Below are 25,452 nucleotides of genomic sequence, written 5' to 3'. Positions count from 1 at the left end.
GCAACACCCTCCTGCCTGGCGGCGTCCGGATCAGGTCGGTCGGCGGGCGGCCCAGATCTCGCGGGCCCGCCGGTCCGCGGCGACGGGATCCTGGCCCGGCTCCAGCGCCAGCAGTCCGAGGGCGATGCTGCCGACGATTATCTGGACCGCCCCCGGACGGCCCTCCCCGCCATGCCATGTCGCCACCCACTGATCGATGTTGTCCGTCTCGCGGGCGTCGGGCGCATCGATCAGAGCCGGCAGCAGCAGCTCGGAGCGGCCCCCGTCCTGCCGCCAGAGATGTGCCGCGGTCGCCTTGGCCGCCGGACGCTCGGCCTCGCCGCCGCCGCCCTTGATCACCAGCAGCGACCGCCGCCCGAGCCGCTCCGCCACACCCAGGTGCAGCGCGATGTAGGCAGGATGGAACACCCCATCGACGGAGGCGCGCGCGTCACCGGGATCGAGCAGCCGCGCCACCGTGTTGACCGGCGAGCGCAGCCCGAACAGCCGTCGCATGCCGAGCAGCCGGTCGATGCCGGGCGAGAGGTCCGCGATCGGCCAGTACGCGAAACCGGTGCGGTCGAGCGCGTCCGCCACCGACGATGCGCCGGTCGCGGGCGGCCGGCCGAGCGCTGCCAGTGCGGTCACGACCGGGATGCCTGAGGAAAACTCGTTGCTGCCATGCATCAACACCCGAACGCCGGACTGCGACAGCGCCAGCGCCGCCAGCAGGAACCAGGGCGCGCCGCGGGTGCGCCCGGCGCCGTAGCTCGGCCAGTCGAGATCGACCTGTCCCGCGGACAGCGTGCCGCACGTCTCACGCATCGCCGAGCGCGCCGCCTCGACGAGGCCGGTGATCTCGTCAAGATCCTCGCCGCGGTAGCGCAGCAGCATGAGGAATGCGCCGACCTGCGCCGGATGCACCGCGTCGGCCAGCACCAGCGCGAAGGCGTCCTGCGCTTCGGCCCGCGTGAGGGCGCGCGACTTTCCGGGCCCCCGCCCGAGCGTCGCGACGTAGCCGGCGAACCGCTCCTGGGTGGATGAAAATGCCTGGTCCATGCGCTGCCCACCGCGATCCGATCCGCCGGCAGTTTTTACTCGATCCCGGCGGGGTTTGTCATAGACTGACCATCGTGAATGCGTTGACCCCGATCCAGACCAGGCTGAGCATCGAGGTCGTGCACGACTTCGTATGCCCGTGGTGCTATCTCGGGGTCCGTCGCCTGCTGCGCGGCCTGGCATTGCGTCCGAACGATGCGTTCGTGATCACCTGGCGGCCGTTCCTGCTCAACCCGGACATCCCGCGCGACGGGCTCAGCCGGCTGGACTACGTGCAGCGCAAATATGGCGGCGAGGATCGTGCACGCCGGCTCTATGCAACCGTCACCGAACTCGGCCTGCAGGACGGCGTCACGTTCCGCTTCGACCGCATGCACCACATTCCCTCGAGCGTCGAGGCCCACCGGCTCGCCGGATGGGCGGCACGGATCGGGCCCGCGGACGCGCTGGTGGAGGCGTTGTTCGCCGCCCAGTTCACCGGCGGACTGGATATCGGCAACCTCGAGGTGCTTGCAGGGATCGCCGCCTCGGTCGGGCTCGACCGGGCCGCGGCGCTGGCGTTCCTGCGCGCGCGCGAGGGCATCGATATCGTGCACTCGGAGAATTTGCGCGCCCATCGCCGCGGCATTAGCGGCGTGCCCTGCTTCGTGTTCTCAGGGCGCCTGGCGGTCTCGGGCGCGCAGGAGACCGAGGTGTTCTCCCGCCTGCTCGATGTCGCCGCCCTCGACGGCTGAGCCCTATTTCCTGACCGCGGTGACCTCGATCTCGACCAGCCAGCCGGGATTGGCGAGGCCGGCGACCTGGAAGGCGGAGCGCGTCGGCAGGTTCGGCTGCGCGGGCGTGCCGAAGAACTGCGTGTAGGCCTTCATCATGCCGGCGAAATCCAGGTGCCCGAGCTTCGGGTCGGCCACCATGTAGATGTGCATCTGCACCACGTCGGCGAAGCTCAGGTGCAGTGTGGCGAGCGACTCCTGGATTTTGGTGAGTGCGCTGCGCACCTGCGTCTCGGTATCGCCGTAGGCCGCCAGCGTCATCGGCGTCGCGGTCTTGTCGGCGATGTCGGCGCCCATCCCGGAGAGATAGATCGTGGTGTAGCCGGGCGGCACCTCGATCGCGCTGGCAATCGGGAACTTGCCCGTCGAGTGGCGGACCAGATCCTGTGCCGCCACCGGGTTCGCAAGTGCCGCGGCCAGGATCGCCGACAGCGCCGCGCATTTCATGAAACTCGTGCTCACGGCTATCTCTCCATCGTCGGGTTCGGGCCGCGTACCGCCGCGACATCCTCGGGCTTCACCGCGTCGGCATAATGATTGCCGAAATTGCTGCGGACATAGGTCACCACCGCCGCCACCTGCGCGTCGCTCAGCATCGACGAGAACCACGGCATGCCGCCGTTGCCGTTCAGCACCATGTACACCGGGTAGCCGCTCGCCTTGAGTTTCGGATTGCCGGCAAGTGCGGGGATCGTCCCGGCGCCGACCCCGCCCTTGGCGTTCGCCATGTGACAGCCCTGGCAGACCTGCTGGTAGATCACAGCACCGTCCGTGCTGGTGGTGGCAGCACCGGCAACGTTCGCCGCCGTGTCGGCCAAGGCCCGCTGCACCGGCGCCGCGGCCAGCGTCGCAAACAGGATTGCTGCAGTCGTGCTGAGGAAGATACGCATCAGGCGGCTCCGACCGCACGCTGGTGGAGGCGGGTGATCGCACTCACCGAGGAGAGGATCGCGCCCTCCTGCCAGCATCCGACATAGGAGGCGTGCTCGCCGGCCAGCACCACGCGGTTATCCATCGCGACCAGTGCCTGGTAATGCGCTTTGCGGCTCTCCTCGCTCCACATCGAGCAGCAGCCGAGCGTCCATGGCATCCGGCTCCACGCGACGCCGATGCCGTTGCTGAATTCCTGCCGGTACTGCGCGTGGAACGCGCTGCCCTGTTTCAGCGCCTCCTCGACGCGCTGCTCCGGGGTCATGCCGGCGAAGGCGTACGCAGCCGGCCCGAACATGTAGCCACCGAGCAGAACCCCCGGACCGTTATCGAAGTATTTCGTGCTTGGATAGGAGATCTGGCTGATCGGCTGGTCGGTGAAGCTGATGCCGCCATAGATCTGCTCGTCCTGCTCCCAGAAACGCCGCTTGAACTCGAGCCCGATCTTCACCGACGACGCATAGGGGACCGCCTTGATCGCCGCCTTCATCGGGCCGCCGACTTGGATGTCGATTTCCGCCAGGACCGGCAGCGGGATGGTGCAGACGCAATAATCGGCTTCCGCGTCGGTGGCGGCACCACCCTTGTTGTTGTCGAGATAGCTCACCGTCACGCCATGATCGTCCTGCGCGATCTTGGTCACCTTGACGTTGTGCGTGACGAGGTCGTTGACGTGCGCCGCGAAGCCCTTGCCGATCATGTCCATGCCGCCGACCGGCTGGAACATCGTCGTCTGCACCTCGTAGCTCATGTGGAACGACAGCCATTCCCACAAGCCGGACTTCATCAGCTCGGCCCGCGGCAGCAGCGGTCCCGGCACGGGTGCGCCATCGGGGCCGCCGCCCTGGTCCTTCTGGTAGCCGCGATGCATCGATGCGAGCTCGCCGCTCTTGTAGGAATAGTCGGCGCCGAGCATCCCCCAGCTTTTCATCGCCTTCAGCAGATCCTGCTTCTCGTCGTCGCTGATCGGCTGCTCGAGCTGTTTCTGGTTGATCGACTTGGCCAGCAGCTCTGCGGTGTAGCCGGTGAAGTCGCCCATCACGTCATGGTAGCGCTGCGGCTTGCCGCCGAATGCCGAACTGCTGTGCAGCAGCGTGTTGTGGTTGAGTTCGATGAACGGCTCGAGCTGAACGCCGAACAGCTTGCAGTAATGCAGCAGCCCCTGGTGATGGTAGGGAATGCGCCACGGGCCGGGATTGAGGTAGTTGCCGGGCGCGAAATTGACCTGCTGCGTGGCGCCGCCGAGCTCGGTCAGGGTATCGCCGCCGCGCAGGGTGAAATTCCGGCCGCCGGACCGGTTCTGATATTCCAGGACCCGCACGCTGTAGCCGGCCCGCCGCAGTTCGTAGGCGGCCAGCATCCCCGCGAGGCCGGCACCCAGCACCAGCACGCTGGTGCCGGACTTGGCCCCCGACAGGTCGGGTGATCCCGCGAAATCGGTGCCGGCTGCGTGGCCCAGGCGGGTCATCGCCTGGTACATCGCGACACTTCCCGCCGCCGCACCGATCCGCATCAGCACCTGTCGGCGCGTCGGCACGCCACTGTTCCGTCGATCCAAACGCTCTGCTCCGATAGCCGAGGCAGATCCCTGACTGCCTACGATGAAGGCTATCCGCACCTGATTTGGTTCGTCAAGCTGCACACATTACAGGCGAATGATTGATATACCGGCATTGATAGTGATGTCTATTTGTCGCAGTCCGAGCATGTGCTTTTTCCATGTGCAACTTGGTCTTGATTTATGGCTCCGTTCGCGTTCGAGTTCATCACGACGATGGAATGGCTCACGGCGCATCGAGATGGAGATCGGGACATGGGTATGATCAAGGCGGGCAGTTTTCGTTGCCTGTTGATGCTGACGGTTTGCCCGCTGGCCGTCGGCGCCGGCTCGATCCCGGCACTCGCGCAATCGACCACCCCTGCTGCGTCGTCGACCGCTCCGGCGGATACGACCGCATCCTCGACCGCCCAGGCGAAGCACCACGCGCACAAGCCGGTGCCACACAAGACCGCACACATGCGCCACCACGCTGCGGCCGGTGCAGGCATCGGGGCGATGGCTGCCTCACCGGCAGCCGCATCGCTGGGGGGCTCGAACGCCAGCAGCACCGGCATTCGCACCAGCCCCGGCGCTCCGGATGCCGGCATGGCGACGCCGGCGGCAGCGGATGCGGGCGAGACCGTGATCGTCACCGGCACCCGCAGCCTGAACAAGAAGGCGCGTGACAGCACCAGCCCGATCGACGTCATCACCAACGCCGCCCTCACCCGCACCGGCCAGCCGAACCTCGCCGACCAGCTGAGCCGCACCGACCCGTCGGTCAGCATCCTGGCGATGGGCCAGGACACCGAGGCACTGACGAGCTCGATCCGGCTGCGCGGCCTGAACCCGAACGACGTGCTGGTGCTGATCGACGGCAAGCGCCGCCACGAGACCTCCAACATCGCCGCCGACGCCGGTCCGGACCAGGGCTCAACGCCGGTCGATATCGACATGATCCCGGCCGCCGCGATCGATCATATCGAGGTGCTGCGCGACGGTGCGGCGGCGCAGTACGGCTCCGACGCGATCGCAGGCGTCGTCAACATCATCATGAAGAAGGGCGACAGCGGCGGCAGCGCCAGCGCCTTCACCGGTGCGGACGCCTATAACGGCGACGGCTGGACCTACCAGCTCAATGCGGACCAGGGCTTCTCGTTCGGACGCGACGGCTACGTCCATCTCGGCGGCGCGCTGTATCACGCGGACTCGTTCGTGGCGCCCGCGACCGACGATCGCGCCGCCGCCGACAACTTCCCGGGGAACTCGAACAAGATCCTGGGCGTGCCCGAGCAGACACGCGAGACGCTGAGCATCGATTTCGGCGAGACCCTGCTGCCCGACCTGTTTGGCGGCGTGCAGGGGTACGGGCTGATCACCTACGGTCATCGCCATGCCGAATCCTACGAGAATTATCGCACGCCGGGGACCCTGCCGGAGGTGTGGCCGAACGGCTTCTCCCCGCTCGAGACCGACGAGGAGAACGACTATGCGGCAACGCTCGGCGTCAAGGCGGACGACTTCTTCGGCTTCCACGTCGATCTGAGCACCACCTATGGCGCCGACCAGACCAATATCGGCAACAAGAACACCGCGAACGTCTCGCTCTACCAGAACGGCGACCCGGCCTACGGCTTGCCCGCAGGCTTCACACCGACAACGGTGCTCGCGCAGAGCCAGAGAAACTCGCAATGGACCAACAATCTCGACTTCACCAGGCCGTTCACGATGTGGAACACGCCGATGACCCTGGCGTTCGGCGCCGAGGAGCGGAGCGAGGAATACGAGCTCGGTGCGGGTGAGCCGGCCTCCTACGTCCTTGGCGGCACCCAGGGTTTTGGCGGATTGCTGCCGGCCAATGCGGGTAATTTCAGCCGCAATGTCTGGGCGACCTACCTCGATTACGACGTCCATCCGATCCGGCATCTCGACATCGATATCGCAGGACGTTTCGAGCACTACACCGATTTCGGCAATACATGGGACGGCAAGATCTCGTCGCGCTACGACTTCACCAAGTGGCTCGCGGTTCGCGGCACCATCAGCAACGGCACCCGCGCCCCGACACTTGCCGAGGAGAATTACAGCGCGCTCAACGTCTCGCCCACCGGCGCCAGCGGCATCCTCGGGGTCAACTCGCAGGCCGCCGCGTCGATCGGCGCCACGCCGCTCAAGCCCGAGCGATCCACCAACGCCAGCGCCGGCATCGTGCTGCAGCCGCTGCCGAACCTCAGCATCACCACCGACGTCTATCAGATCAACATCCGCGACCGGATCGTCGGCAGCCTGAACGTTCCGGGCCAGACGGCAATCACCGCGATCGAGGAGACCGGTGCCACGCTGGCGCCTAACCTGACCCCGTCCGATGTGTATGCCAACTACTTCACCAACGGCGCCAGCACCCGCACCCAGGGCCTCGACATCAACGCCAACTACTTCACCGATTTCCGCAACCGGAACCTCGGCACCGTCACCTGGACCGCCGGGATCGACCTCAACCGCACCCGGATCCACCACGTCGCCACGGACGCGAGCGGCCAGTCGGTGCTGAACGCGCAGGGCATCGCCTACCTGACCACCGCGTCACCGCGGTCCAAGATCGTGCTGAACGCGTTCTGGAAGATCCAGAAGTTCGACGTCGACCTGCGCCAGACCCGCTACGGCCAGACCACCGACGAGGAGACCTACCAGGATCTCGCCCCGGCCTCCTTGCAGTACTCGACCACCCAGTTCGCACAGTTCGTGAACACGCCTGTCTGGGTCACCGATCTCGAGGTCGGCTACCAGATCAACAAGCGCCTGCACATCGCGATCGGCGGCGACGACCTGTTCAACGAAAGGCCGCGTCGCCTGCCGGCCGACCAGGCCTATCTCAACGTGCAGTATTACGACAACGTGGTAAGCGGCGCGCCGATCACCGGCGGCTTCTATTACGGGCGCCTGAACGTCACCTGGTGACGTCCTTGTTGAAGATACGTCACCTGGTGACGTCGTTGCTGAAGATACGTCACCTGGTCACCGCCTCCTCCGCCACGGCCAGCCGCGCATAGCGGCGGGCCAGCACGGCACACACGAACAGCTGCAGCTGGTGGAAGATCATCAGCGGCAGCACGATCTGCCCGACCATGGCCGAGGAGAACAGCACGTTGGCCATCGGCACCCCGGAGGCCAGCGACTTCTTCGAGCCGCAGAACACGATGGCGATCTCGTCATCGCGGCCGAAGCCCGCCGCCCGTGCGCCATATCGGGTGGCCAGCAGCACCACCGTCAGCAGCATCGCGTCCACCAGCAACACGAGGCCCAGCTGCGAGACCGGCACCTTGTGCCACAGCCCTTGCACCACCGCCTCGCTGAACGCGGTATAGACCACCACCAGCACCGATCCGCGATCGGTGACGCTGAGCAGCCGGTGGTTGCGCAGGGCCCAGCCTCCGATCCAGGGCTGCAGCAGCTGGCCGGCGGCGAACGGCAGCAGCAGCTGCAATGCCACATCGAGCACCGCGCCTGCGGATACCCCGGCATGACCTTGCATGCTCCCCGCCAGCACCAGCCCGGTCAGGATCGGCGTGATCAGGATGCCGAGCAGGTTCGAGGCCGTCGCCGAACACACGGCCGCCGGGATGTTGCCGCGCGCGATCGAGGTGAAGGCGATCGAGGACTGCACCGTCGACGGCAGCACGCACACGAACAGCACGCCGAGCCAGAGGGTCGGTGTCAGCAGGTGCGGCAGCAGCGCGTGCAGCCCGAGGCCGAGCAGCGGGAACAGCACGAAGGTGCAACCGAGGATCGCCAGGTGCAGCCGCCAATGTGCCAGCCCGGCGACGACCGCCGCCCGCGACAGCCGCGCACCCTGCATGAAGAACATCACCGCGATCACGGCGATCGTCAGTCCGTGGAATATCGGCACCGCCGCGCCGTGGGCCGGCACGAACGAGGCCAGCAGCACGGTGCCGATCAGGGCGAGCAGGAATGGATCGGGCTTCAGCATGATGGTCCCCATGAGGCAGCTCTGACACGCGCCGCTCCCACCGCCGCTTATGGCCGCAGATGCGTGATCCGGCCACCGGCCCTGGCGTGCCTCCCAGGCGCGCGGTCGAGCCCGTTGGAGGGGTGCGATCAGGTCGCCTCGTCGCCCTCCATGGTGGCGCCCGGAAGCTCCGCCGGCTGCCGTGCGGCCACCAGTGCCACCAGCGCCGATCCGAAGATCACGCACCCCTTGATCGCGCGCGCCAAGCCGAACGTGGCCCCGCCCCAGGGCACCACGAAGCTCGCCAGACCCTGCCCCGCCGAGGCGAACGCGTAGCTGAGCCCCATGCCGAGGGAGCGCGTGCGGGACGGGAAGCGCTGCGCCAGGAAGTGCGGCACGAGGGCGAACACGCTGTTTCCGAAGCCGCCCATGATGAACGAGGCGGCCAGCAGCCACGCCAGGCCGTTGCCCGACGCGAACGGCACGATGTCGAGCACGGTGATCGCCAGATACAGGAACAACACCCGGCGCTCGCCGAAGCGGCCGACCGCCCATCCGCAGGTCGGCTTGCCGATCAGCGAGCCGACGCAATACGCCGCCACCAGCGGGAACACCGATTCCGGGGTGAAGCCGTGCACGGTGCGCAACAGCGTAGGATAGAAGCTGTAGATCGCCGCGTTCTGGAACTGCAGCACCAGCATGAAGGCCAGCGCCTGGATGGCCGCCGCACTCAGCCTGAAACGTGGCCGGGCCACGGCCGGCTGCTCGCGCCGGTTGCCACGCTCCGCCTGCGCCTGCAGCCAGACAGGGCTCTCGGGTACGCCGATGCGGATGAAGATCGCCAGCAGCGCCGGCACGATGCCGATAAAAAACAGCACCCGCCAGCCGTAATGCGGCAGGATCAACGCTTGCGCCGCGGCCGCCGCGAAGAAGCCGACCTCGTAGCCCGCCATCATGATCGACGACGCCAACGGCCTTGCCCGGGCGGGCACGCTCTCCATCAGCAGTGCCGCCGACGCCGTCCATTCGCCGCCGAAGCCGACCCCGAACAGGAACTGGATCGCCACCATCGCGGCGTAGCTCCAGGCGAGACCCGACGCGCCCGAGAACACCGCGAACCAGATGACCCCCACCATGAAGGTGAGCTTCCGGCCGTACTTGTCGGCGAGCCAGCCCTAGCCGGTATTTCCCAGCACCCTGCCGACGCTCTGCGCGCTGATCACCAGGCCCATCGCGGTCAGGTCGGCGCCGAGGCTCTTGCCGATATCGGGAAGCGCCAGCAGCAGCACCACCTGGTCGAACGCGTCCAGGAACCAGCCGAGAAAGGCCGCCAGGGTGACCTTCCAGTACGGTCGCAGCAGCATGAGTGGAGACGGTGCGCCATCCGACGCCACCGCCCGACCGGGATCGTTCTTCGGCATTCTGTTCCCTCCGGTGCGTGGCGTGGCTTGCTGGGTTGGATCCTGCAGCCCGTCCCGGTCCGGCACCTCGCGCGTGTCGGCATCGCGGGGGGCACGGAACCTGGGACCGGCGACGCCCAACGTGACGAGGCGGGTGCCGTTTCCACGCCTCCGTCGGGGCAAGGTTCTGCGGTTGCAGGGTGCGGGGTCCGGATGCCGGCGATGGGCCGGCAGATGCTGCAGTCTCGTCCTGCGCAAGGCCCGTGACATGGCGGGGACACTGGGCGACGGCCCCGGATGCGGTGCCCGCGCCCGCCGATCCGGGGACGCGCGTCGGGTCGAGGTCCGGGACCGGCGAGCCCGATCATGCCGCTGTGGCAATACCCTGACGCCGGGCCGCGAAGCGCCGCCTGCGCAAGCGCATGAGCGCGCCGTCATGGCCTCTCTCCGGCGGTCAGCGTGTCGCCGCAAGGTCGCCCCCACGGTGCGGCCCCGACTCGTCCGCGGCATGGCGAGTTGCCACCGGGCGGGGGCTGCGCCACTTTCGATCCCCGATGAGCATCGATCCCAGACCAGCCCTCGCGGCCACACTCCTGTTGTCCGCCTCCCTGCTCGGTTCCGGCGCTGCCCGCGCCGCCGATCTCGACCTGCCGGGCGGATGCGCCACGGCGGGCAGTGCCAGCCTGGACGAGGCGGGCCCGAATGGCGGCTTCGAGGCCGGGCGTCTGGAGGTGGTGATCCCCGGAGCCAGCACCACGCCGCCGCCGGCCCTGCACGCGGCCAGCCTGCGGGTGACCAGCCAGCGCGCCGCCGCGGGCGTGAGTACCGCCCAGCTCGAGCAGGCCGCCACCGCCGCTGCCGCAACCCTCCTGACGGCGCTCTCCGTGCACCACACCGGCGCTTGCCCGGACCACGTGCTGCAGGAGGCGATGCGGCCGCTGGCACATGGCGTGCAGGCGGGTGGCGCCTATGAGTTCACCTGGAGCGATGTCTCGGTCCGGGCGGGGAGCACCCGGTTCGGCGCGCATCGCCTGGCGCTGCGTGTCGGCGGCGACGGCCGGACCGCCCAGCTGGTCGGATCGCTGGAGGGTGCGGCCTCGAACGATCGCGCCGCCGCGCTGCTGCCGGAGAGCCTGGAGGTCCGGGTGGCATTGCCCGCCTCGGAGCTGCCGCCGCTGCTGTCGGCCGCCGGCGGCCATGGTGCCCCGGTCGACGTCGCCATCGAGCAGGTCCGTGCGAGACGCGGCGACAGCACGCTCGAGGGCCACGGCCAGGCCAGCATCGCGGGCGAGCCCGGTGCCGGCAGCGGCCAGGGCCAGGTCACCATCACCGGCCTCGACGCGCTGATGGAGGCGGCGAACGCACCAGGTCTGGAGCGGCTGCGCACCGGGCTGTTCCTCGCCAGGCTGGTGGCGCATCGCGACGGGGACCGGTCCGAATGGGATCTCGCCTGGCGGCAGGGCACGCTGCTGGTGAACAACGTCCCGCTGCCACTCCGCTGAGGCTCCGGCGTTAACACCTGGGCCTCCACAGAGGTCGGGTGGCCGGTTTCGGTGCCCGCAAAGCCGTGGCATACCAGTCCACCCCGGCCGATTTCGCCAAAAAGGAGCCTCCAATTATGGCTGACGACACCCCCACTCCGGCCATCAAGACGGTCCCCAAGCCACGCGACCAGCACCTGCGTGACCTCGCCGACTGTATCCGGTTCCTGTCGATGGACGCCGTGCAGGCCGCCAAGAGCGGTCACCCCGGCGCGCCGATGGGCATGGCCGACATCGCGACCGTTCTCTACAAGGATTTCATGCAGTTCGATGCGGCCGATCCGCATTGGTTCGATCGCGACCGCTTCCTGCTGTCGAACGGCCACGGCTCGATGCTGCTCTACAGCCTGCTGTATCTGACCGGCGTCCAGGACATGACGCTCGACGAGCTGAAGCGCTTCCGCCAGATCAACAGCAAGACCGCCGGCCATCCCGAGTACAAGCACGCCGACGGCATCGAGACCACCACCGGCCCGCTCGGCCAGGGCATCGCCAACTCGGTCGGTTTCGCGCTGTCGGAGCGCATCCTGAACGCGAAGTTCGGCGATGACCTCTGCAAGCACTGGACCTACGTGTTCATGGGCGATGGCTGCCTGATGGAGGGGATCAGCCAGGAGGCGATCTCCATGGCTGGCCACTTCAAGCTCGGCCACCTGATCGCGTTCTGGGACAACAACTCGATCTCGATCGACGGCGCCACCAGCCTTTCGGTCAGCGACAACGAGGTCGAGCGGTTCCGTGCGTCCGGCTGGCACGTCCAGGAGATCGACGGCCACGACACCGACGCGATCCGCGACGCCATCACCGCCGCCCGCGCCGTCACCGACCAGCCCTCGATGATCGCCTGCAAGACCATCATCGGCTTCGGCTTCCCGACCAAGGCCGGCACCCAGAAGGCGCACAGCGACGCCCCGGGCGAGGAAGAGATCGCCGGTGCGCGCAAGATCCTGGGCTGGGACTCGCCGCCGTTCGTGATCCCTGAGAACCTGCTCAGCGAGTGGCGCGCGATCGGCGCCAAGGGCCGCGACGCCCGCATGGCCTGGGCCGAGCGCGTCAAGGCGGCACCCGCCGAGCTGCGCACCGAGTTCGAGCGCCGCAACGACGGCGAGCTGCCGGCCGACTGGAAGAAGGCGATCGTCGCCGCCCGTGCCGAGTTCATCGCCAGCGGCAAGGAGATGGCGACCCGCTCGGCCAGCGGTGCGGTGCTCGACCATCTCGCAAGCGCGATCCCGGAACTGCTCGGGGGATCGGCCGACCTGACGCCCTCGAACAACACCCGCGCCAAGGGCATGATCGAGATCCGGCCTGGAGAGTACGACGGCACCTACATGCATTACGGCGTGCGCGAGCACGGCATGGCGGCGGCGATGAACGGCATCGCGCTGCATGGCGGCCTGATCCCGTACGGCGGCACCTTCATGTGCTTCTCGGATTATTGCCGTCCGGCAATCCGTCTTGCAGCGCTCATGCATATCCGCACGATCTTCGTGATGACGCACGACTCGATCGGCCTCGGCGAGGACGGCCCGACGCATCAGCCGGTCGAGCAGCTGGCAGCGTTGCGGGCGATCCCGCATCTGGCGGTGTATCGTCCGGGCGATCCGGTCGAGACCGCGGAGTGCTGGGAAATCATCCTGGATACGCCGCGCCAGGCTGCCCTGCTCGCGCTGTCGCGCCAGCCGATGCCGCTGCTGCGTCGCGAGCCGGGCTCCGAGAACCGCTCGGCGAGAGGCGCCTACGTGCTGCTCGAGGCCGAGGGCGGCGAGCGCAAGCTCACCATCCTGAGCACCGGATCGGAACTGCATCTCGCGGTCGAGGCACGGGAGCAGCTGCAGAAGGACGGCATCCCGACCGCCGTCGTCTCGATGCCGTGCCGCATGCTGTTCGAGGAGCAGGACGCCGCCTACAAGAAGTCGGTGCTGGGCACCACGCGCGCACGGGTCGCGGTGGAAGCAGCGGTCGAGATGGGCTGGGATCGCTATATCGGTCTCGAAGGCCGCTTCATCGGCATGCACGATTTCGGCGCATCCGGGAAGATTGCCGACGTGTACAAGAAGTTCGACATCACCACCGAGGCCGTCGTGCGTGCGGCGCACGAGACGCTGGCGGAAGTCGCAGCACTGTAGGAGCTGGTTCAACGGCGGTCGGGCGTTGTTGCCTGGCCGCCAGTTCCAGGCCGCCATGCCTGCTCTGCCACTCAAAGCGGCGTCACTATGCAGACGGCTTTACGCGCGCCTCGCGCACCGTCGAAGCAAAACCCCAGCCCCGGTGTCCATCCAGTTGCGGTCCGGCCTCGACGACCGGCGGCCGCTTCAGGCTGCTTTTGCCTGCTCCGCCAGACGGTTCAGGTTGCCGACCACGTCGCGGGCCAGCTTGATGCGGGCGGCCGTGGTCATTTCCCGAACGATTGCCAGCTTGTGGTCCGGACGCAGGCGCATGTCGCTGCCCTTGGCGCCGATCCAGCCAACAAGACCGGCCGGGTTGCTGAAACTGTTGCCACGGAACTGCACGACCATGCCTTTCGGCCCGGCCTCCAGCTTCTCGATACCGGCACTCCGGCACAGCCGCTTCAGCGACACCACCTGCAGCAGGTTCTCGACCTCGTCCGGCAACTTGCCGAACCGGTCGACCAGTTCCGCCGCCATCGCCTCGGTTTCCGCATCGCCCGGCAACGCGCCGATCCGGCGGTAGAGCCCGAGCCTGACCGGCAAATCCGGCACATAGGTGTCCGGGATCAGCACCGGCAGCCCAAGTACGATATTAGGCGTCCAGTCGCGATCCTCGGACTTGCGCTTGCCCTTCTCGCGACGGAGATCCGCGACCGCATCCTCCAGCATCTGCTGATACAGCTCGATGCCGACCTCTCGGATATGCCCGGACTGCTCGTCACCCAGCAGATTGCCGGCGCCTCGAAGATCGAGATCGTGGCTGGCCAGGGTGAAGCCGGCGCCGAGCTGGTCGAGCGTCTGCATCACTTCCAGGCGTTTTTCCGCCGACGCCGACAAACGATGCTGCTGCGGCCAGGTGAGATACGCATACCCCCGCTGCTTGCCACGCCCTACCCGGCCGCGCAGCTGGTACAACTGCCCGAGCCCGAACAGGTCGGCGCGATGGATCACCAGCGTGTTCACCGCCGGCATGTCAAGCCCGCTCTCCACGATATTGGTCGAGAGCAGGATGTCGTACTTGCCGTCGCCGAACTCGGTCATCACCCGTTCGAGCTCGGTCGGAGCGAGCCGACCATGCGCCTGCACCAGTTTCGCATCCGGCACGATCTCGCGCAGCCGGTCGGCCATGCGATCGAGATCCTCGATGCGCGGCACCACGCAGAACACCTGGCCACCACGGAAGCGTTCGCGTTGCAGCGCCTCGCGGATCACCACGGAATCGAACGGCATGATGAAGGTGCGCACCGCCAGCCGGTCGGTCGGCGGCGTCGCGATCAAGCTCATCTCGCGCACGCCTGTCAGTGCCAGCTGCAACGTGCGCGGGATCGGCGTGGCGGACAGCGTCAGCACATGCACGTCCTCGCGCAGCGCCTTCAGCTTCTCCTTGTGCGACACGCCGAAATGCTGCTCCTCATCGACGATCAGCAGCCCGAGATCGGCGAACTCGATCCCCTTGGCCAGCAGCGCATGCGTGCCGATGACGATGTTCACGGTGCCGTCGGCCACGCCGCGCTTCACCATCGCCGAATCCTTGGCGTTGACCATGCGGGACAGTTGCTCGACCTGCACGGGAAGTCCTGCAAATCGGGCCGAGAACGTCCGGTGATGCTGGCGCGCCAGGAGGGTGGTGGGCACCACGACCGCCACCTGCGAGCCGGACATTGCCGCGACGAAGGCGGCGCGCAACGCGACCTCGGTCTTGCCGAACCCGACATCGCCGCAGATCAGCCGGTCCATCGGGCGGCCGGCGGACAAATCCTCCAGCACATCGGCGATCGCGCGAGACTGGTCCTCGGTTTCCACGAACGGGAAGCGTGCGCAGAACTCGTCCCAGCTGCCTTCCGCCGGCGCCAGGCTCGGCGCCTCGCGCAACTGCCGCGCCGCCGCCGTACGGATCAGCTCACCCGCCATGTCGCGGATGCGCTGCTTCATCTTTGCCTTGCGCGACTGCCAGGACGCGCCGCCAAGCTTGTCGAGCGCCACGCCATTCTGCTCGGACCCGAACCGGCTCAGCAGCTCGATATTCTCGACCGGCAGGAACAGCTTCTCGTTGCCGTCATAGATCAGCCGCAGGCAGTCATGCGGCGCCATGCCGAGGGCGACGCTCGCCGGAAGGTTCGGGTTCGACCCCGCCTTGACGATGCCGATCGTCTCCAGCCCGTCATAGCGGCCGATGCCGTAATCCTGGTGCACCACCAGGTCACCCTCGGCAATCTCGGTGGCCTCGGCGATGAACTGGTCCGCACGCTTGCGACGACGCGGCGGCCGCGAAATGCGCTCGCCGAGCAGATCCTGCTCCGACACCAGCGCCAGGTCGTCGCCGACGAAACCACGCTCCAGCCCGAGCGTCAGCAGCCCGATCCGGCCCGGCTTCAGCTTTGCGGTCGCCGCCCAGTCATTGACCGCTTCCACCTCGAGCCCGGCATCGCGCAACAGCGTGCCGATGCGTTCGCGCGATCCACGCGTCCAGGCGGTGACGAAACAGCGCCGCGGCTTCCTGCCCCCGGCCCAGGCGCGCACCTGCTCGCCCAGCATCTGGAACACCGTCTCGCGGCTGCCGGCCGGCAGGCTTCGCGCGAACATGATGCCCGGCCGACCACCTGCATCGAAGCCCGCCGCACCATCCGGCTGCGCGAACGGACTGAACGACAGCGCCGGCAACTGCGCCAGCATCGCGCCCCACGCCCCGCGATCGAGATACAGCAGCTCCGGCGGCAGCGCCCGGTACGGCACCTCGCCATCCCGCGTCGGCAGCGCGCGCGCCTCTGCGTGATCCGCGATCATTTCGAGCCGGCCGGCAAGAACCTCGTCGACCTGATGATCCAGGCTCAACGAGACGCCCGGGAGATAATCGATCAGCGTCTCGACCTGCTCGTGGAACAGCGGCATCCAGTGCTCGATGCCGGGATGCCGGTGGCCGTCCGAGACGCTGTGGTAGATCGGGTCGTTCGCGGCCTCCGGTCCGAACCGCTCGCGCCAGCCGCTGCGAAACCGTGAGACGCTGTCGGCATCGAACGAAACCTCCGATACCGGACGCAGCACCAGCTGGTCCAATCGCTCGGTCGACCGTTGCGATGCGGGATCGAAGTGGCGGATGTTCTCGACCTCGTCGCCGAACAGGTCCAGCCGGATCGGTTCCGCCTCCCCCGACGGAAAGATGTCGACGATGCCGCCGCGGGTGGCGAACTCGCCCGGCTCCATCACCGTGTCGGTGCGGTTGTAGCCGTTCGCCACCAGCACCTCGATCAGGAACGCGACGTCGAGGCTCTCGCCCGACTTCACGCTGAGCGACTGGCCGCGGAACGCCGCGCGCGGTGGCACCCGCTGCACCAGCGCATTGACCGTGGTCAGCACGATGCGCGGCGCCGTCGTCGTCTCCAGCAGCCGGGTCAGCGTCGCCACCCGCTCCGACACGATCGCCGGATTGGGCGACACCCGGTCGTACGGCAGGCAGTCCCACGCCGGAAATCGCAGGATCTCGGCCTCCGGGCGCACGAACGCCAGCAGGTCGGCCAGCCGCGCCAGGTTGGTGTCGTCGCGCGCCACGTGCAGCAGCGGACCGTCATGCTCGCCGCCGAACTGCACCTGCCGGCGTGCCAGCAGCAGCGCGTCGTACCCCTCCGGCGCGCCCCAGATCGTGGTCGTGGTCGTCGGCGCCGAAGCCCCGTCGGCGCTCATCGGCCCATCCCCTCGAGCGAGCGCGACCGGGCCGCAGCCTGGACCGCACGCAGCATCGGGCTGTCGCTCTCCGGCGGGATCGGCAGCCGGCCCATCAGCCAGTCGGCGAGATCGACATCCGGCAACTCCATCAGCTCCTCGATCGCGTCCAGCTCGGCGTCGCTGAACCCGGCGATCCGCGGCGTCACGAAGCCGCCGATCAGCACGTCGGTCTCGTGCGTGCCGCGATGCGTTGCGCGGAACAGGATGCGCCGCCGTCGCGGATCGAGCGCCGGCGGATCGGAGGCCGCGGTCGGATGCGGCGGGACGGGCTCGGGGGGCTTGGCGTATGATTGCATGGCGCGCGCTGTCATATAGCCGTGCACCCCCGCCATGTCAGCCCATCGGCCCGAAAGGCCAGAACACCGCTTGCTCATCGATCCGCCAGGCGCCGCCTTCGCAGTCTCTCTCGGTGCCGCCATCGCACCGGAGCCGGGCGCGCTGCTGGCATCCCTCATGGTCCCGATCACCGGGCTGCCCGGCGTCGGACCGGGAATTGCCGGATTGATCGCACGGCTGACCGGCGGCCCGCGCGTGATCGACCTGCTGCTGCATCTGCCGGACGGGATCGTCGACCGCAGCTACCGGCCCACCCTCGCCTTCGCCGAACCCGGCCGGATCGCCACCCTGGCGGTGACGGTGGAGCGCATCGAGCGCCCGTCCCGTCCCCGCCAGCCCTGGCGCGTGCAATGCTCCGACGGGACCGGCCAGCTCGAGCTGGTGTTCTTCAGCCCGCAGCAGGCGCGGTCGCTTGTCCCCGGGCAGGGGCTGGCGGTGTCCGGCACGCTGGAGGCGTACGGCAACCGGCTGAGCATGCCGCACCCGGATCACCTGCTTCCCGTCGCCGCCGGTTCCAGCGGGGAGCAGGCGCTGGCGGCGATCCCCGCGTTCGAGGCGGTGTGGCCGCTCACCGCCGGCCTGTCCAACCGCATGCTCGGACGCACGATGCGCGCGGCCCTGGCACGGCTGCCGGAGCTGCCGGAATGGCTCGATCCCGAGCTGGTCCGCCGCGAGCGCTGGCCCGGCTTCACCGACGCCTTGCGCTGCCTGCACACCCCCACCAGCAATGACCCGGAAGCAGCCGCCCGCGCCCGCCTCGCCTGCGACGAGCTGCTCGCCGACCAGCTGGCGATCGGCCAGGCCCGCTCCCAGGCACGCAACCGCAGCGGCCGGGCGCTCGTCGGCGACGATCGGCTCCGCACCATGGCGCTGTCCCGCTTCGGCCACGCCCCCACCGCCGCGCAGAGCCGGGCGATCGCCGAGATCGACGCGGACCTCGCCCGCCCGACCCGGATGCTGCGGCTGCTGCAGGGCGATGTCGGCTCCGGCAAGACCCTGGTGGCGCTGATGGCGATGCTGCGCGCCGCCGAGGCCGGGGCGCAGGCATGCCTGATGGCGCCGACCGAGATCCTCGCGCGCCAGCACCACCTGACCCTGGGCAAGCTCTCCCCGGTTCCGGTCGGGCTGATCACCGGCAGCCTGAAGGGCGCCGCCCGCCGCACCACCCGGCGGATGCTGGAGAGCGGCGACATCCCGCTGGCCGTCGGCACCCACGCCTTGTTCCAGGAGGGCGTGGTGTTCCGCGACCTCGCGCTGGCGATCATCGACGAGCAGCACCGCTTCGGCGTCGAGCAGCGGCTGCTGCTGGGCGACAAGGGGGCGGCCACCGACGTGCTGGTGATGACCGCGACGCCGATCCCGCGCACCGTGCTGCTGACCCAGTATGGCGAGATGCAGGTCAGCCGGCTGGACGAGAAGCCTGCCGGCCGGCTGCCGATCCGCACCACCCTGCACAGCCTGGCGGCCGAGTCGGAAATGCTCGAGGCGATCACCCGGGCGGTGGGCGGCGGCGCGCAGGTGTTCTGGGTGTGCCCGCTGGTGCAGGAAAGCGAGATGCTCGACCTGGCCGCGGCACAGGCCCGCCACGAGTCGCTGAGCCAGCGGTTTCCCGACCGCGTCGGACTCGCCCATGGTCGCCAGGACCCCGAGCTCAGGCATGCGGCACTCGACGCCTTCGCTGCCGGCCGCACCCGTATCCTGGTCGCCACCACGGTGATCGAGGTGGGCGTCGACGTGCCGGCCGCGACCATCATGGTGATCGAGCATGCCGAGCGATTCGGCCTCGCCCAGCTGCACCAGCTACGCGGCCGGGTCGGTCGCGGCACCGCGGCGAGCTACTGCCTGCTGCTGCACGACTCCGCACTCAGCGCCAGCGCGCGCCGCCGGCTGGCGCTGCTGCGCGACACCGAGGACGGCTTCCTGATCGCCGACGAGGATTACCGGATCCGTGGCGGTGGCGACCTGATGGGCAAGCGGCAATCCGGAATGCCCGGCTTCCGGCTGGCGAACGGCCCGGATTTCGACAGGCTGCTGCGGACCGCCTGGCAGGATGCCGAACGGCTGCTGCAACGCGACCCGGACCTGGCCTCGCCGCGCGGCATGGCGGCGCGGCTGCTGCTGGAGCTGTTCGGCCGCGCGGATGCGGTCCGCACGCTCGGGTCCGGCTGACCATGCCCGGGTCGGGATGCCCCCGCCGCCGCGGCCGGGCCTCGGGGATTGTGACAGCTGCTCTTGCGTTTCACCGCGCCGCAGCAGAGCCTTTGCGTGCGAGGCGGAGCCTTCGGCGGCCGGAGGGGATGACGAGATGATGCGAAACGGGTCCACCTCCTCCACCCGGCCGGCAGTCCTCGACGAGCGGCTCACCCTGCCGCGCACCGACGGCCGCACCGACGAGGCGGCAGAGACCCCGCTTTCCATCTTCACCCGGCTGGCCACCCGTTGCACCGGCAGCACTCTGGCCGTGCTGGTGCTGGAGGCGCCCTCCGGGCTGCAGGTCCGCGCCGTCTCGGGCGCAACGAACGGCGAGTATCTCCCGGTATCGGTGCTGCGCGCGCAGATGAGCCGGCCACGGCGGGTGACCGTCGAGATCCTCGACCTTGCCGCCGACCCGCTGTTCATGACGGCTCCGGCGCATGAGCGCGGCGCCGGATTCGGCGCCTATGCCGGTGCCACGATTCGCGACCTGGCCGGTACCGCGATCGGCGTGCTGTTCCTGCTCGAACCCGAGCGCAGGCGTTTCGGCCGCGAGGTCCTGGTCACCCTGTCGGACCTGGCGCGTGGTGTGGCGGCGCTGCTGGCGGTGCATCAGGGCGGACCGGTCGGAGAGGGCGGCGGTGTCGATGCGGTCACCGCACTTCCCGGTCGGCAGGGCCTGGAGCGCTACCTCGAGCAGGCGCTCGAGCAGCCGGCGGCGGACGGAAACCCCGCTGGTGCGGCGAACGGTGCGAGCGGACCCTCAGGCAACGCGTCGGCGCCCGGCATGGCGCTGTTCCGCGTCGATCTCGGCCGCCTCTCGGCGCTCAACGAGATGTATGGCCGCGAGGTCGCCGACCAGTTCCTGAAGCAGGCCGCCGACCGGTTGCAGACCATCGCGCCGATCCCCAGCTTCCTGGCCCATCTCGGCGGCAGCGGCTTTGCGCTCGCGGCTCCCGGCCGGATCGGTCCGAGCGACGCCGAGGCGATCGTGTTGCGGATGATGGAGCGGCTGCGCGAGCCGGTGCAGGTCGGCAGCCTGGAACTGCCGGTGCGACCGTCTGCGGGCGTCGCGCTGTATCCCGCGGACGGCCGCGACGTGGCCTCGCTGCTGCTGGCGACCGAGGCCGCGCTGGCGGAGGCCAAGAAGCACGGCGATGGCCGCCATTGCCGGGCGACGAGCCAGCTGACCGCTGCCTACACCCTCTCCACCGGGCTGGAGCAGGACCTGCAGGCGGCGGTGGCGCAGGGGTCCTTCCACCTGAACTGGATGCCGGCGATCGACACCGCCACCGAGCAGGTGGTGAGCTTCGAAGCGCTGGTGCGCTGGAACCGGCCCGGCCATGGCGAGGTGTCACCGGCCCTGTTCATCCCCGTCGCCGAGGCAGGCGGACTGATCGAGCAGATCGATGCATGGGTGCTGCGTGCGGCCTGCCTGGAGGCGCAATCCTGGGAGCAGGCGCTGGGTGTCAGCGTCAACGTCTCCACCGTCTGGCTGTCGAACAATCGGCTGCCGAACCTGCTCCGGCGCGTGCTGGGCGAGACCGGACTGGCTCCGAACCGGCTGCAGATCGAGCTCTCGGAGCGCAGCGCGCTGGACGGGGACGGCAATGTCCGGCGCGAGTTGTCGCAGGTGCGCGCCATGGGTGTGCGGCTGGCGCTCGACGATTTCGGCACCGGCTATTCCTGCCTCGGCACCCTGGTCACCTACCCGTTCGACCAGATCAAGCTCGACCGGCAGTTCGTGCATGCGCTGGGCCGCGACCGTCGTGCAGAAGCGGTCACCAGGGCCGTGTTGCAGATGGTGCAGGCGCTCGGCATGACCAGCTGCGCGGAGGGCGTGGAAACCGAGGAGCAGCTGGCCTTTCTCGACGCGCATGGGTGCGAGGAGATCCAGGGCTACCTCGTCGGCCGACCGATCCCGGCGCTGCCGATGCGCCGGCTGGGCAAGCCCGCGTCCGGCGAGGCGGAGATCAGCAAGACCCGCGAAGGCGAATCGCACACCATCCTGCCGTAGGACACCGGCTGCAGTCGTGGGGAGACCGCCGTTGCCCAGCCCGGCCGAGGCCCAGGGCTATCGCCGCTTCCTGGCGCCCGCGGAGGGTCCGGCAGGGCGGCTGACGGTCATTGCCAGGCCGGTACTGATGACGCCGAGCATGACCGGCAGGATCCACGCCGGGCGGACCAGGAACGGCACCACGACACCCGACCACATGCCGTTCGACGCGTCGTGCACGACGATGCGGCGCAGCGACGACAAGGTCGTTTCGTCGAGCAGCAACAGGCCGCCGGCAAGCGTGAGGCCGAGCGGCGCCAGGGCGGCGATCGCGAATGCCGACACGAAGCACGCGGCTGCGAAGGCCACGAGCAACCGGTAGAGGATCAGCCGGCTCTTGCGCTGCTTCATGCTTCCATCGCGGGGAACCACTGTCAGGACGATGTCACTCCGGCAGGCACGTCGGCGGTCGTTCAGAATTTCGCCGACAACGCGACCGAACCGAAATTGAACAGCGCCTTGGAGTTCTGGAACTCGTTGGTCTGCCAGGTCTGGGTGTAGGACAACCGGAAGCCATGCCAAAGCACTGCCGCGCCGCCCTCGAACTCGCCCACATCCCAGATCTTGGACACATGCGGCTCGCCCGAGCGGAAGGTGCTGCCCTGCAGCGTCGCATCATAGGCCACCGCCTGCCCGTCGGCGCCGGCGAAGGCGTACCAGACGAACGGCCGGGTGGCCTTGTAGGCGTCGGTGCCATCGAGCCCGGGAGTGATCCGCGGGGTGCCGAAATCGCTGTCCAGCCCCTGGCCGATCCTGACCGTGCCGCCGATCTGGGCGTAGGTGCGGAAGTCGCCGGCCTCGCCGCTCACCTCCGGCAGCACGTCGGCCGAGATGCCGTAGCGGGTGATCAGCGGCAGCCGCCAGGTGCGGCCGGCATCGATCTCGAGGATCGGCTGGTTCGGCAGCTGGTGCGACCAGCCGCGGTTTGGGGTGTCGCTGATCAGGCTGTGGAAGCCGTTCTGCACCTGGTAGCCGCCCGCATAGGAGCCGAGCACGCCGGCCTGGATGCCCGCGACCGAGCGGGTCACGTCGGTGTCGCTGATCAGGTTGACGGTCGCCAGCAGCACGCCGGCATAGGGGCGATCACCGGGGGCCGGCTGGCTCACCTGGGTCTGGCGCGGCGTGAAGATCAGCTGCTGCAGGCCGATGGCGATGCGTTGCGTACCCGGCCCCCAGATGAAGCTGTTGAGGTTCGAGATCGCCGGCGGCTGGTTGTTGGTGCCCGACGTCCAGCCGAACCGCAGACCGCTGGTGTAGTACTGGTCCGAGGTTCCCTTCAGCGTCGAGACCGCATCGTTCTCGGCCTGCAAGGTCCAGGTGCCGTAGGGGTCCTGCAGGGGATCGGCCTTGGCCGCCTGCACGGTCGCCGCCAGCGCCACCCCGACCGCCAGGCCATATGCCACAGTCTGGCCGCATGCGGCGGGACCGGAACGGCCCATAACCGGAACGGTCGCGTCTGTGCGGGTGGTCGGGCTGCGCATCATCATGCTCACTATGTCTTCGTCACAATCCTTCTAAGGGCTTGCCGGCGCCGAAGAAACCCCCGCCTCGCCGGCCGCCGTCCCGGTTCGGCCAAGCCACCGAATCGCCGAGAGAAATCACGTCAGAAAAACTACACGTTGCAGTGATCTATGGTGGTGGTCCGTGCAGGCCCGATCGTGCTATGGCATTGTCAGGGCATCAATCGGACGTGCTTTCGAGCCTGGAAGCATCACAATAATCGTCCGCTTGCCGACCCATTCACTCGGCTCGCCTGACATCAGGCGTGACCTTCTAGACCTCGGGATTACGACCGTTGAGAAGTAACAGAACCGACCGCAGCCCCCGCTCTCCGCGCCGCGGCGGCTTCGATGATGATTTCATGCCCACGCCGGCGCCCTCGTTCGGGGACCGCACCAGCAGCGGCCCGCCGCGTCGTCCGATGGGCGGCGGCGGCGGTGGCGGTGGTTCGCAGGTCATCGCGTCGGGCCCGGAGATCAGCGCCAGCGTGAAGTGGTTCAACAGCGAGAAGGGCTTCGGCTTCGTCGAACTGTCGGACGGTTCGGGCGACGTCTTCCTGCACGCCAACGCACTGTCGCAGTCCGGCCATGACACGGTCAGCCCGGGCGCCACGCTCGGTGTCCGCATCGGCCAGGGCCCCAAGGGTCGCCAGGTCGCCGAGGTCATCTCCGTCGACGAGACCACCGCGCAGCCCGAGCGTCCCCGTTCGGCGAGCTTCGGTGCCCCGCGCACCGGCGGTGCGCCCGGTGGCGCCAGCGGCGGCTTCCGCAGCGGCCGTGCGGCACCGGACCTGTCCTCGGCTGAGGAAGTCCGTGGCATCGTCAAGTGGTACAACGCGACCAAGGGCTTCGGCTTCATCACGCCCGATACCGGCGGCAAGGACATCTTCGTCCACGCCTCGGCTCTCGAGCGCTCCGGCCTGTCCAGCCTGAACGAGGGTCAGGCGACCCGCGTGCAGGTCGTGCAGGGCCAGAAGGGCCCCGAGGCCGCGGCGATCAGTCTGGCCTGACGGCATCGCCGGCGCGGGTCACCGCGCCGGTCCGATATGACACCGCCTCCTCCGGTCACGGAGGAGGCGTCGTTGTTTCTGGTGGTTGGCTGCGACGCTACTGCAGCGGCTCGACAGGGAGCGCCCAGAGCAGGCCGCCCTGCCCAGCCAGGGCACTCTGCCCGCGCGGCAGTTGCAGCGAGGAGCCGGTGCCGAGATCGCGCTCGTAGATCTCCCCGGCATTGCCGACCGCCGCGATCGCACGCGCGAAGCCGTCGTCCGCGATCCCGAGTGCCCGTCCGATCCACGGGGTGGTGCCGACCAGCCGCCGCACCACCGGATCGGTACTCTGTCCAGCCGCGCCGACGCTATCGTGGGAAAGCCCGTGCGCTTCCGCCTGCTCGGCTGCCCACACGGTCCAGTCCACCAGCGCCGACCACTGCGGATCATCCGACCGGTAGGCTGGCGAGAGCGGATCCGTCGAGATCGTCCCCGGCAGGATCGAGAAGTCCTTCGCCCGCTTGTTGAAGCTCACCCGCACGTTCGCCATCCAGCTGATGTCGCCGGTGATGGCGTCGCAATGGCCGTCGAGCAGCGCGATCTCCATCTCGCCACGCTCGGAATAGGGAAACCGGTTCTCCCGCTGCTTCAGCCGAGGCTCGAGCGCGTCGTAGAGGATCTGCTCGGGCGGCGACGCATTGATGAAGCAGACGTTGCGGCCGGCCAAATCGTCGATCGACTTCATGCCGAGCCGATTGGCCACCAGGAAGCCCTGCCCGTCGATCAGGATCGGCGGACCATAGGCCACGTGATACACCGCACCCAGAACCGGATTGGGCGTGGCGCCGAACAGCACGTCGGTCCGGTGGTCGCGCAGGGCGCGGAGTGCCGCGGGTTCGTCCGACGAGGTCAGGAAGCGTGCCCGACGCGCGTCGCCGAAGATCTCGGCCGCCATCGCCCGGCAATAATCCGCACCCAGAGTGGAGACGTTGCCGTGGGTGTCGGCCTCGGAAATATCGTCGTCATCATGCACGACACCGCACACCAGCATCCCCGACCTGCGGATCCGCGCCAAGGTCGGGCCGGTCTGCGGCGCGCCAAGCACATTCGCCGGTGTGCCGACCTGGGGTGCGGCGGGGGAGCTCGCCACGCTGGCCGGAGGCGCTGCGATGACGGTGGCAGCCCAGGCGGGGCCGGTCGCAACCCAGGCGGGGCCGGCAAGCAGTACGGCCGCCGCGATCGCCAGCGGCGCTTTCAACAGGCTGTTCACGTTCCAGGCTCCAAACAAAAAGAAGGGGAGCC

Annotated in this window: 19 protein-coding genes; 7 read left to right on the top strand and 12 right to left on the bottom strand. The window is 68.6% G+C overall.

Features of this window, described 5'->3' with window-relative positions; genetic code table 11:
• Nucleotides 1-30 precede the first annotated feature (30 nt).
• The gene (locus tag ACOEQ2_RS15935) at nucleotides 31-1,038 is read right to left on the bottom strand and encodes a glycosyl transferase family protein (RefSeq protein WP_419728927.1); all 1,008 of its coding nucleotides are present in this window, start codon (nucleotides 1,036-1,038) and stop codon (nucleotides 31-33) included.
• Nucleotides 1,039-1,112: 74 nt separating this feature from the next.
• Between ACOEQ2_RS15935 and ACOEQ2_RS15930 the strand changes: the two genes are divergently transcribed.
• Complete coding sequence (locus tag ACOEQ2_RS15930) at nucleotides 1,113-1,772, top strand: DsbA family oxidoreductase (RefSeq protein WP_419728926.1); 660 nt, start codon at nucleotides 1,113-1,115, stop codon at nucleotides 1,770-1,772.
• Nucleotides 1,773-1,775: 3 nt separating this feature from the next.
• Here the strand turns inward: ACOEQ2_RS15930 and ACOEQ2_RS15925 are convergent, their stop codons facing one another.
• The 3 genes from ACOEQ2_RS15925 to ACOEQ2_RS15915 are packed head-to-tail and all read right to left on the bottom strand — an operon-like array spanning nucleotide 1,776 to nucleotide 4,254.
• Nucleotides 1,776-2,258: a RidA family protein gene (locus ACOEQ2_RS15925; protein WP_419731255.1), complete on the bottom strand. Its 483-nt coding sequence runs from the start codon at nucleotides 2,256-2,258 to the stop codon at nucleotides 1,776-1,778.
• A gap of 17 nt (nucleotides 2,259-2,275) precedes the next feature.
• Nucleotides 2,276-2,701, bottom strand: a complete 426-nt coding sequence (locus ACOEQ2_RS15920; RefSeq protein ID WP_419728925.1) for a c-type cytochrome — start codon at nucleotides 2,699-2,701, stop codon at nucleotides 2,276-2,278.
• Nucleotides 2,701-4,254: a flavin monoamine oxidase family protein gene (locus ACOEQ2_RS15915; RefSeq protein ID WP_419731254.1), complete on the bottom strand. Its 1,554-nt coding sequence runs from the start codon at nucleotides 4,252-4,254 to the stop codon at nucleotides 2,701-2,703. Before ACOEQ2_RS15915 ends, ACOEQ2_RS15920 begins: the two co-directional genes overlap by 1 nt.
• Before the next feature lie 300 nt (nucleotides 4,255-4,554).
• On the opposite strand from ACOEQ2_RS15915, the gene ACOEQ2_RS15910 reads away from it, so the two are divergent.
• On the top strand, nucleotides 4,555-7,239 hold the full coding sequence (locus ACOEQ2_RS15910; RefSeq protein WP_419728924.1) for a TonB-dependent receptor plug domain-containing protein: 2,685 nt from the start codon (nucleotides 4,555-4,557) through the stop codon (nucleotides 7,237-7,239).
• Between the two features lie 49 nt (nucleotides 7,240-7,288).
• On the opposite strand, the gene ACOEQ2_RS15905 is transcribed toward ACOEQ2_RS15910, so the two are convergent.
• From ACOEQ2_RS15905 to ACOEQ2_RS15895, 3 genes are all read right to left on the bottom strand, one after another.
• Complete coding sequence (locus tag ACOEQ2_RS15905; RefSeq protein WP_419728923.1) at nucleotides 7,289-8,269, bottom strand: bile acid:sodium symporter family protein; 981 nt, start codon at nucleotides 8,267-8,269, stop codon at nucleotides 7,289-7,291.
• 128 nt (nucleotides 8,270-8,397) lie between these two features.
• Nucleotides 8,398-9,384 carry an MFS transporter gene (locus ACOEQ2_RS15900; RefSeq protein ID WP_419728922.1) on the bottom strand — a complete coding sequence of 329 codons (987 nt, stop codon included), beginning with the start codon at nucleotides 9,382-9,384 and terminating at the stop codon, nucleotides 8,398-8,400.
• Nucleotides 9,385-9,423: 39 nt separating this feature from the next.
• Nucleotides 9,424-9,669 (bottom strand): hypothetical protein, encoded by a 246-nt coding sequence (locus ACOEQ2_RS15895; protein WP_419728921.1) that lies wholly within the window; start codon nucleotides 9,667-9,669, stop codon nucleotides 9,424-9,426.
• Nucleotides 9,670-10,202: 533 nt separating this feature from the next.
• Here ACOEQ2_RS15895 and ACOEQ2_RS15890 point away from each other — a divergent pair.
• Both ACOEQ2_RS15890 and tkt read left to right on the top strand, forming a co-directional pair.
• Nucleotides 10,203-11,150: a hypothetical protein gene (locus tag ACOEQ2_RS15890; protein WP_419728920.1), complete on the top strand. Its 948-nt coding sequence runs from the start codon at nucleotides 10,203-10,205 to the stop codon at nucleotides 11,148-11,150.
• Nucleotides 11,151-11,266: 116 nt separating this feature from the next.
• Complete coding sequence (tkt, locus tag ACOEQ2_RS15885) at nucleotides 11,267-13,315, top strand: transketolase (protein ID WP_419728919.1); 2,049 nt, start codon at nucleotides 11,267-11,269, stop codon at nucleotides 13,313-13,315.
• A 186-nt stretch (nucleotides 13,316-13,501) separates the two neighbouring features.
• On the opposite strand, the gene mfd is transcribed toward tkt, so the two are convergent.
• Complete coding sequence (gene mfd, locus ACOEQ2_RS15880) at nucleotides 13,502-17,035, bottom strand: transcription-repair coupling factor (protein ID WP_419728918.1); 3,534 nt, start codon at nucleotides 17,033-17,035, stop codon at nucleotides 13,502-13,504.
• Complete coding sequence (locus tag ACOEQ2_RS15875) at nucleotides 17,032-17,373, bottom strand: succinate dehydrogenase assembly factor 2 (protein ID WP_419731253.1); 342 nt, start codon at nucleotides 17,371-17,373, stop codon at nucleotides 17,032-17,034. Before ACOEQ2_RS15875 ends, mfd begins: the two co-directional genes overlap by 4 nt.
• Before the next feature lie 157 nt (nucleotides 17,374-17,530).
• On the opposite strand from ACOEQ2_RS15875, the gene recG reads away from it, so the two are divergent.
• Both recG and ACOEQ2_RS15865 read left to right on the top strand, forming a co-directional pair.
• Nucleotides 17,531-19,582, top strand: coding sequence for an ATP-dependent DNA helicase RecG (recG, locus tag ACOEQ2_RS15870; protein WP_419731252.1), 2,052 nt, complete (start codon nucleotides 17,531-17,533; stop codon nucleotides 19,580-19,582).
• A 136-nt stretch (nucleotides 19,583-19,718) separates the two neighbouring features.
• Nucleotides 19,719-21,623, top strand: a complete 1,905-nt coding sequence (locus ACOEQ2_RS15865) for a putative bifunctional diguanylate cyclase/phosphodiesterase (protein WP_419728917.1) — start codon at nucleotides 19,719-19,721, stop codon at nucleotides 21,621-21,623.
• A 57-nt stretch (nucleotides 21,624-21,680) separates the two neighbouring features.
• Here ACOEQ2_RS15865 and ACOEQ2_RS15860 read toward each other — a convergent pair whose 3' ends face one another.
• A complete protein-coding gene (locus ACOEQ2_RS15860; protein ID WP_419728916.1) occupies nucleotides 21,681-22,013 on the bottom strand; it encodes a hypothetical protein in 333 nt (110 codons plus the stop codon).
• Between the two features lie 62 nt (nucleotides 22,014-22,075).
• A complete protein-coding gene (locus ACOEQ2_RS15855; RefSeq protein WP_419731251.1) occupies nucleotides 22,076-23,101 on the bottom strand; it encodes a lipid A deacylase LpxR family protein in 1,026 nt (341 codons plus the stop codon).
• A 356-nt stretch (nucleotides 23,102-23,457) separates the two neighbouring features.
• On the opposite strand from ACOEQ2_RS15855, the gene ACOEQ2_RS15850 reads away from it, so the two are divergent.
• Nucleotides 23,458-24,171: a cold-shock protein gene (locus ACOEQ2_RS15850; protein ID WP_419728915.1), complete on the top strand. Its 714-nt coding sequence runs from the start codon at nucleotides 23,458-23,460 to the stop codon at nucleotides 24,169-24,171.
• A 97-nt stretch (nucleotides 24,172-24,268) separates the two neighbouring features.
• Here ACOEQ2_RS15850 and ACOEQ2_RS15845 read toward each other — a convergent pair whose 3' ends face one another.
• On the bottom strand, nucleotides 24,269-25,420 hold the full coding sequence (locus ACOEQ2_RS15845; RefSeq protein WP_419728914.1) for a hypothetical protein: 1,152 nt from the start codon (nucleotides 25,418-25,420) through the stop codon (nucleotides 24,269-24,271).
• Between the last annotated feature and the right edge of the window lie 32 nt (nucleotides 25,421-25,452).

The sequence above is a fragment of the Lichenicola sp. genome (genome assembly GCF_965198575.1).
GTDB lineage: Bacteria > Pseudomonadota > Alphaproteobacteria > Acetobacterales > Acetobacteraceae > Lichenicola.
Note: the sequence above shows the minus strand (reverse complement) of the source record. Positions and strands in the feature narration are given on the sequence as shown.

Coding starts and splice junctions, on each gene's coding strand:
- recG (WP_419731252.1), top strand. CDS start 17,531: ATGGTCCCGATCACCGGGCTGCCCGGCGTCGGACCGGGAATTGCCGGA.
- ACOEQ2_RS15855 (WP_419731251.1), bottom strand. CDS start 23,101: ATGGGCCGTTCCGGTCCCGCCGCATGCGGCCAGACTGTGGCATATGGC.
- ACOEQ2_RS15890 (WP_419728920.1), top strand. CDS start 10,203: ATGAGCATCGATCCCAGACCAGCCCTCGCGGCCACACTCCTGTTGTCC.
- ACOEQ2_RS15925 (WP_419731255.1), bottom strand. CDS start 2,258: ATGAAATGCGCGGCGCTGTCGGCGATCCTGGCCGCGGCACTTGCGAAC.
- ACOEQ2_RS15920 (WP_419728925.1), bottom strand. CDS start 2,701: ATGCGTATCTTCCTCAGCACGACTGCAGCAATCCTGTTTGCGACGCTG.
- ACOEQ2_RS15895 (WP_419728921.1), bottom strand. CDS start 9,669: ATGCCGAAGAACGATCCCGGTCGGGCGGTGGCGTCGGATGGCGCACCG.
- ACOEQ2_RS15910 (WP_419728924.1), top strand. CDS start 4,555: ATGGGTATGATCAAGGCGGGCAGTTTTCGTTGCCTGTTGATGCTGACG.
- ACOEQ2_RS15915 (WP_419731254.1), bottom strand. CDS start 4,254: ATGCGGATCGGTGCGGCGGCGGGAAGTGTCGCGATGTACCAGGCGATG.
- ACOEQ2_RS15875 (WP_419731253.1), bottom strand. CDS start 17,373: ATGCAATCATACGCCAAGCCCCCCGAGCCCGTCCCGCCGCATCCGACC.
- tkt (WP_419728919.1), top strand. CDS start 11,267: ATGGCTGACGACACCCCCACTCCGGCCATCAAGACGGTCCCCAAGCCA.
- ACOEQ2_RS15900 (WP_419728922.1), bottom strand. CDS start 9,384: ATGGTGGGGGTCATCTGGTTCGCGGTGTTCTCGGGCGCGTCGGGTCTC.
- ACOEQ2_RS15865 (WP_419728917.1), top strand. CDS start 19,719: ATGATGCGAAACGGGTCCACCTCCTCCACCCGGCCGGCAGTCCTCGAC.
- ACOEQ2_RS15860 (WP_419728916.1), bottom strand. CDS start 22,013: ATGAAGCAGCGCAAGAGCCGGCTGATCCTCTACCGGTTGCTCGTGGCC.
- ACOEQ2_RS15905 (WP_419728923.1), bottom strand. CDS start 8,269: ATGCTGAAGCCCGATCCATTCCTGCTCGCCCTGATCGGCACCGTGCTG.
- ACOEQ2_RS15935 (WP_419728927.1), bottom strand. CDS start 1,038: ATGGACCAGGCATTTTCATCCACCCAGGAGCGGTTCGCCGGCTACGTC.
- mfd (WP_419728918.1), bottom strand. CDS start 17,035: ATGAGCGCCGACGGGGCTTCGGCGCCGACGACCACGACCACGATCTGG.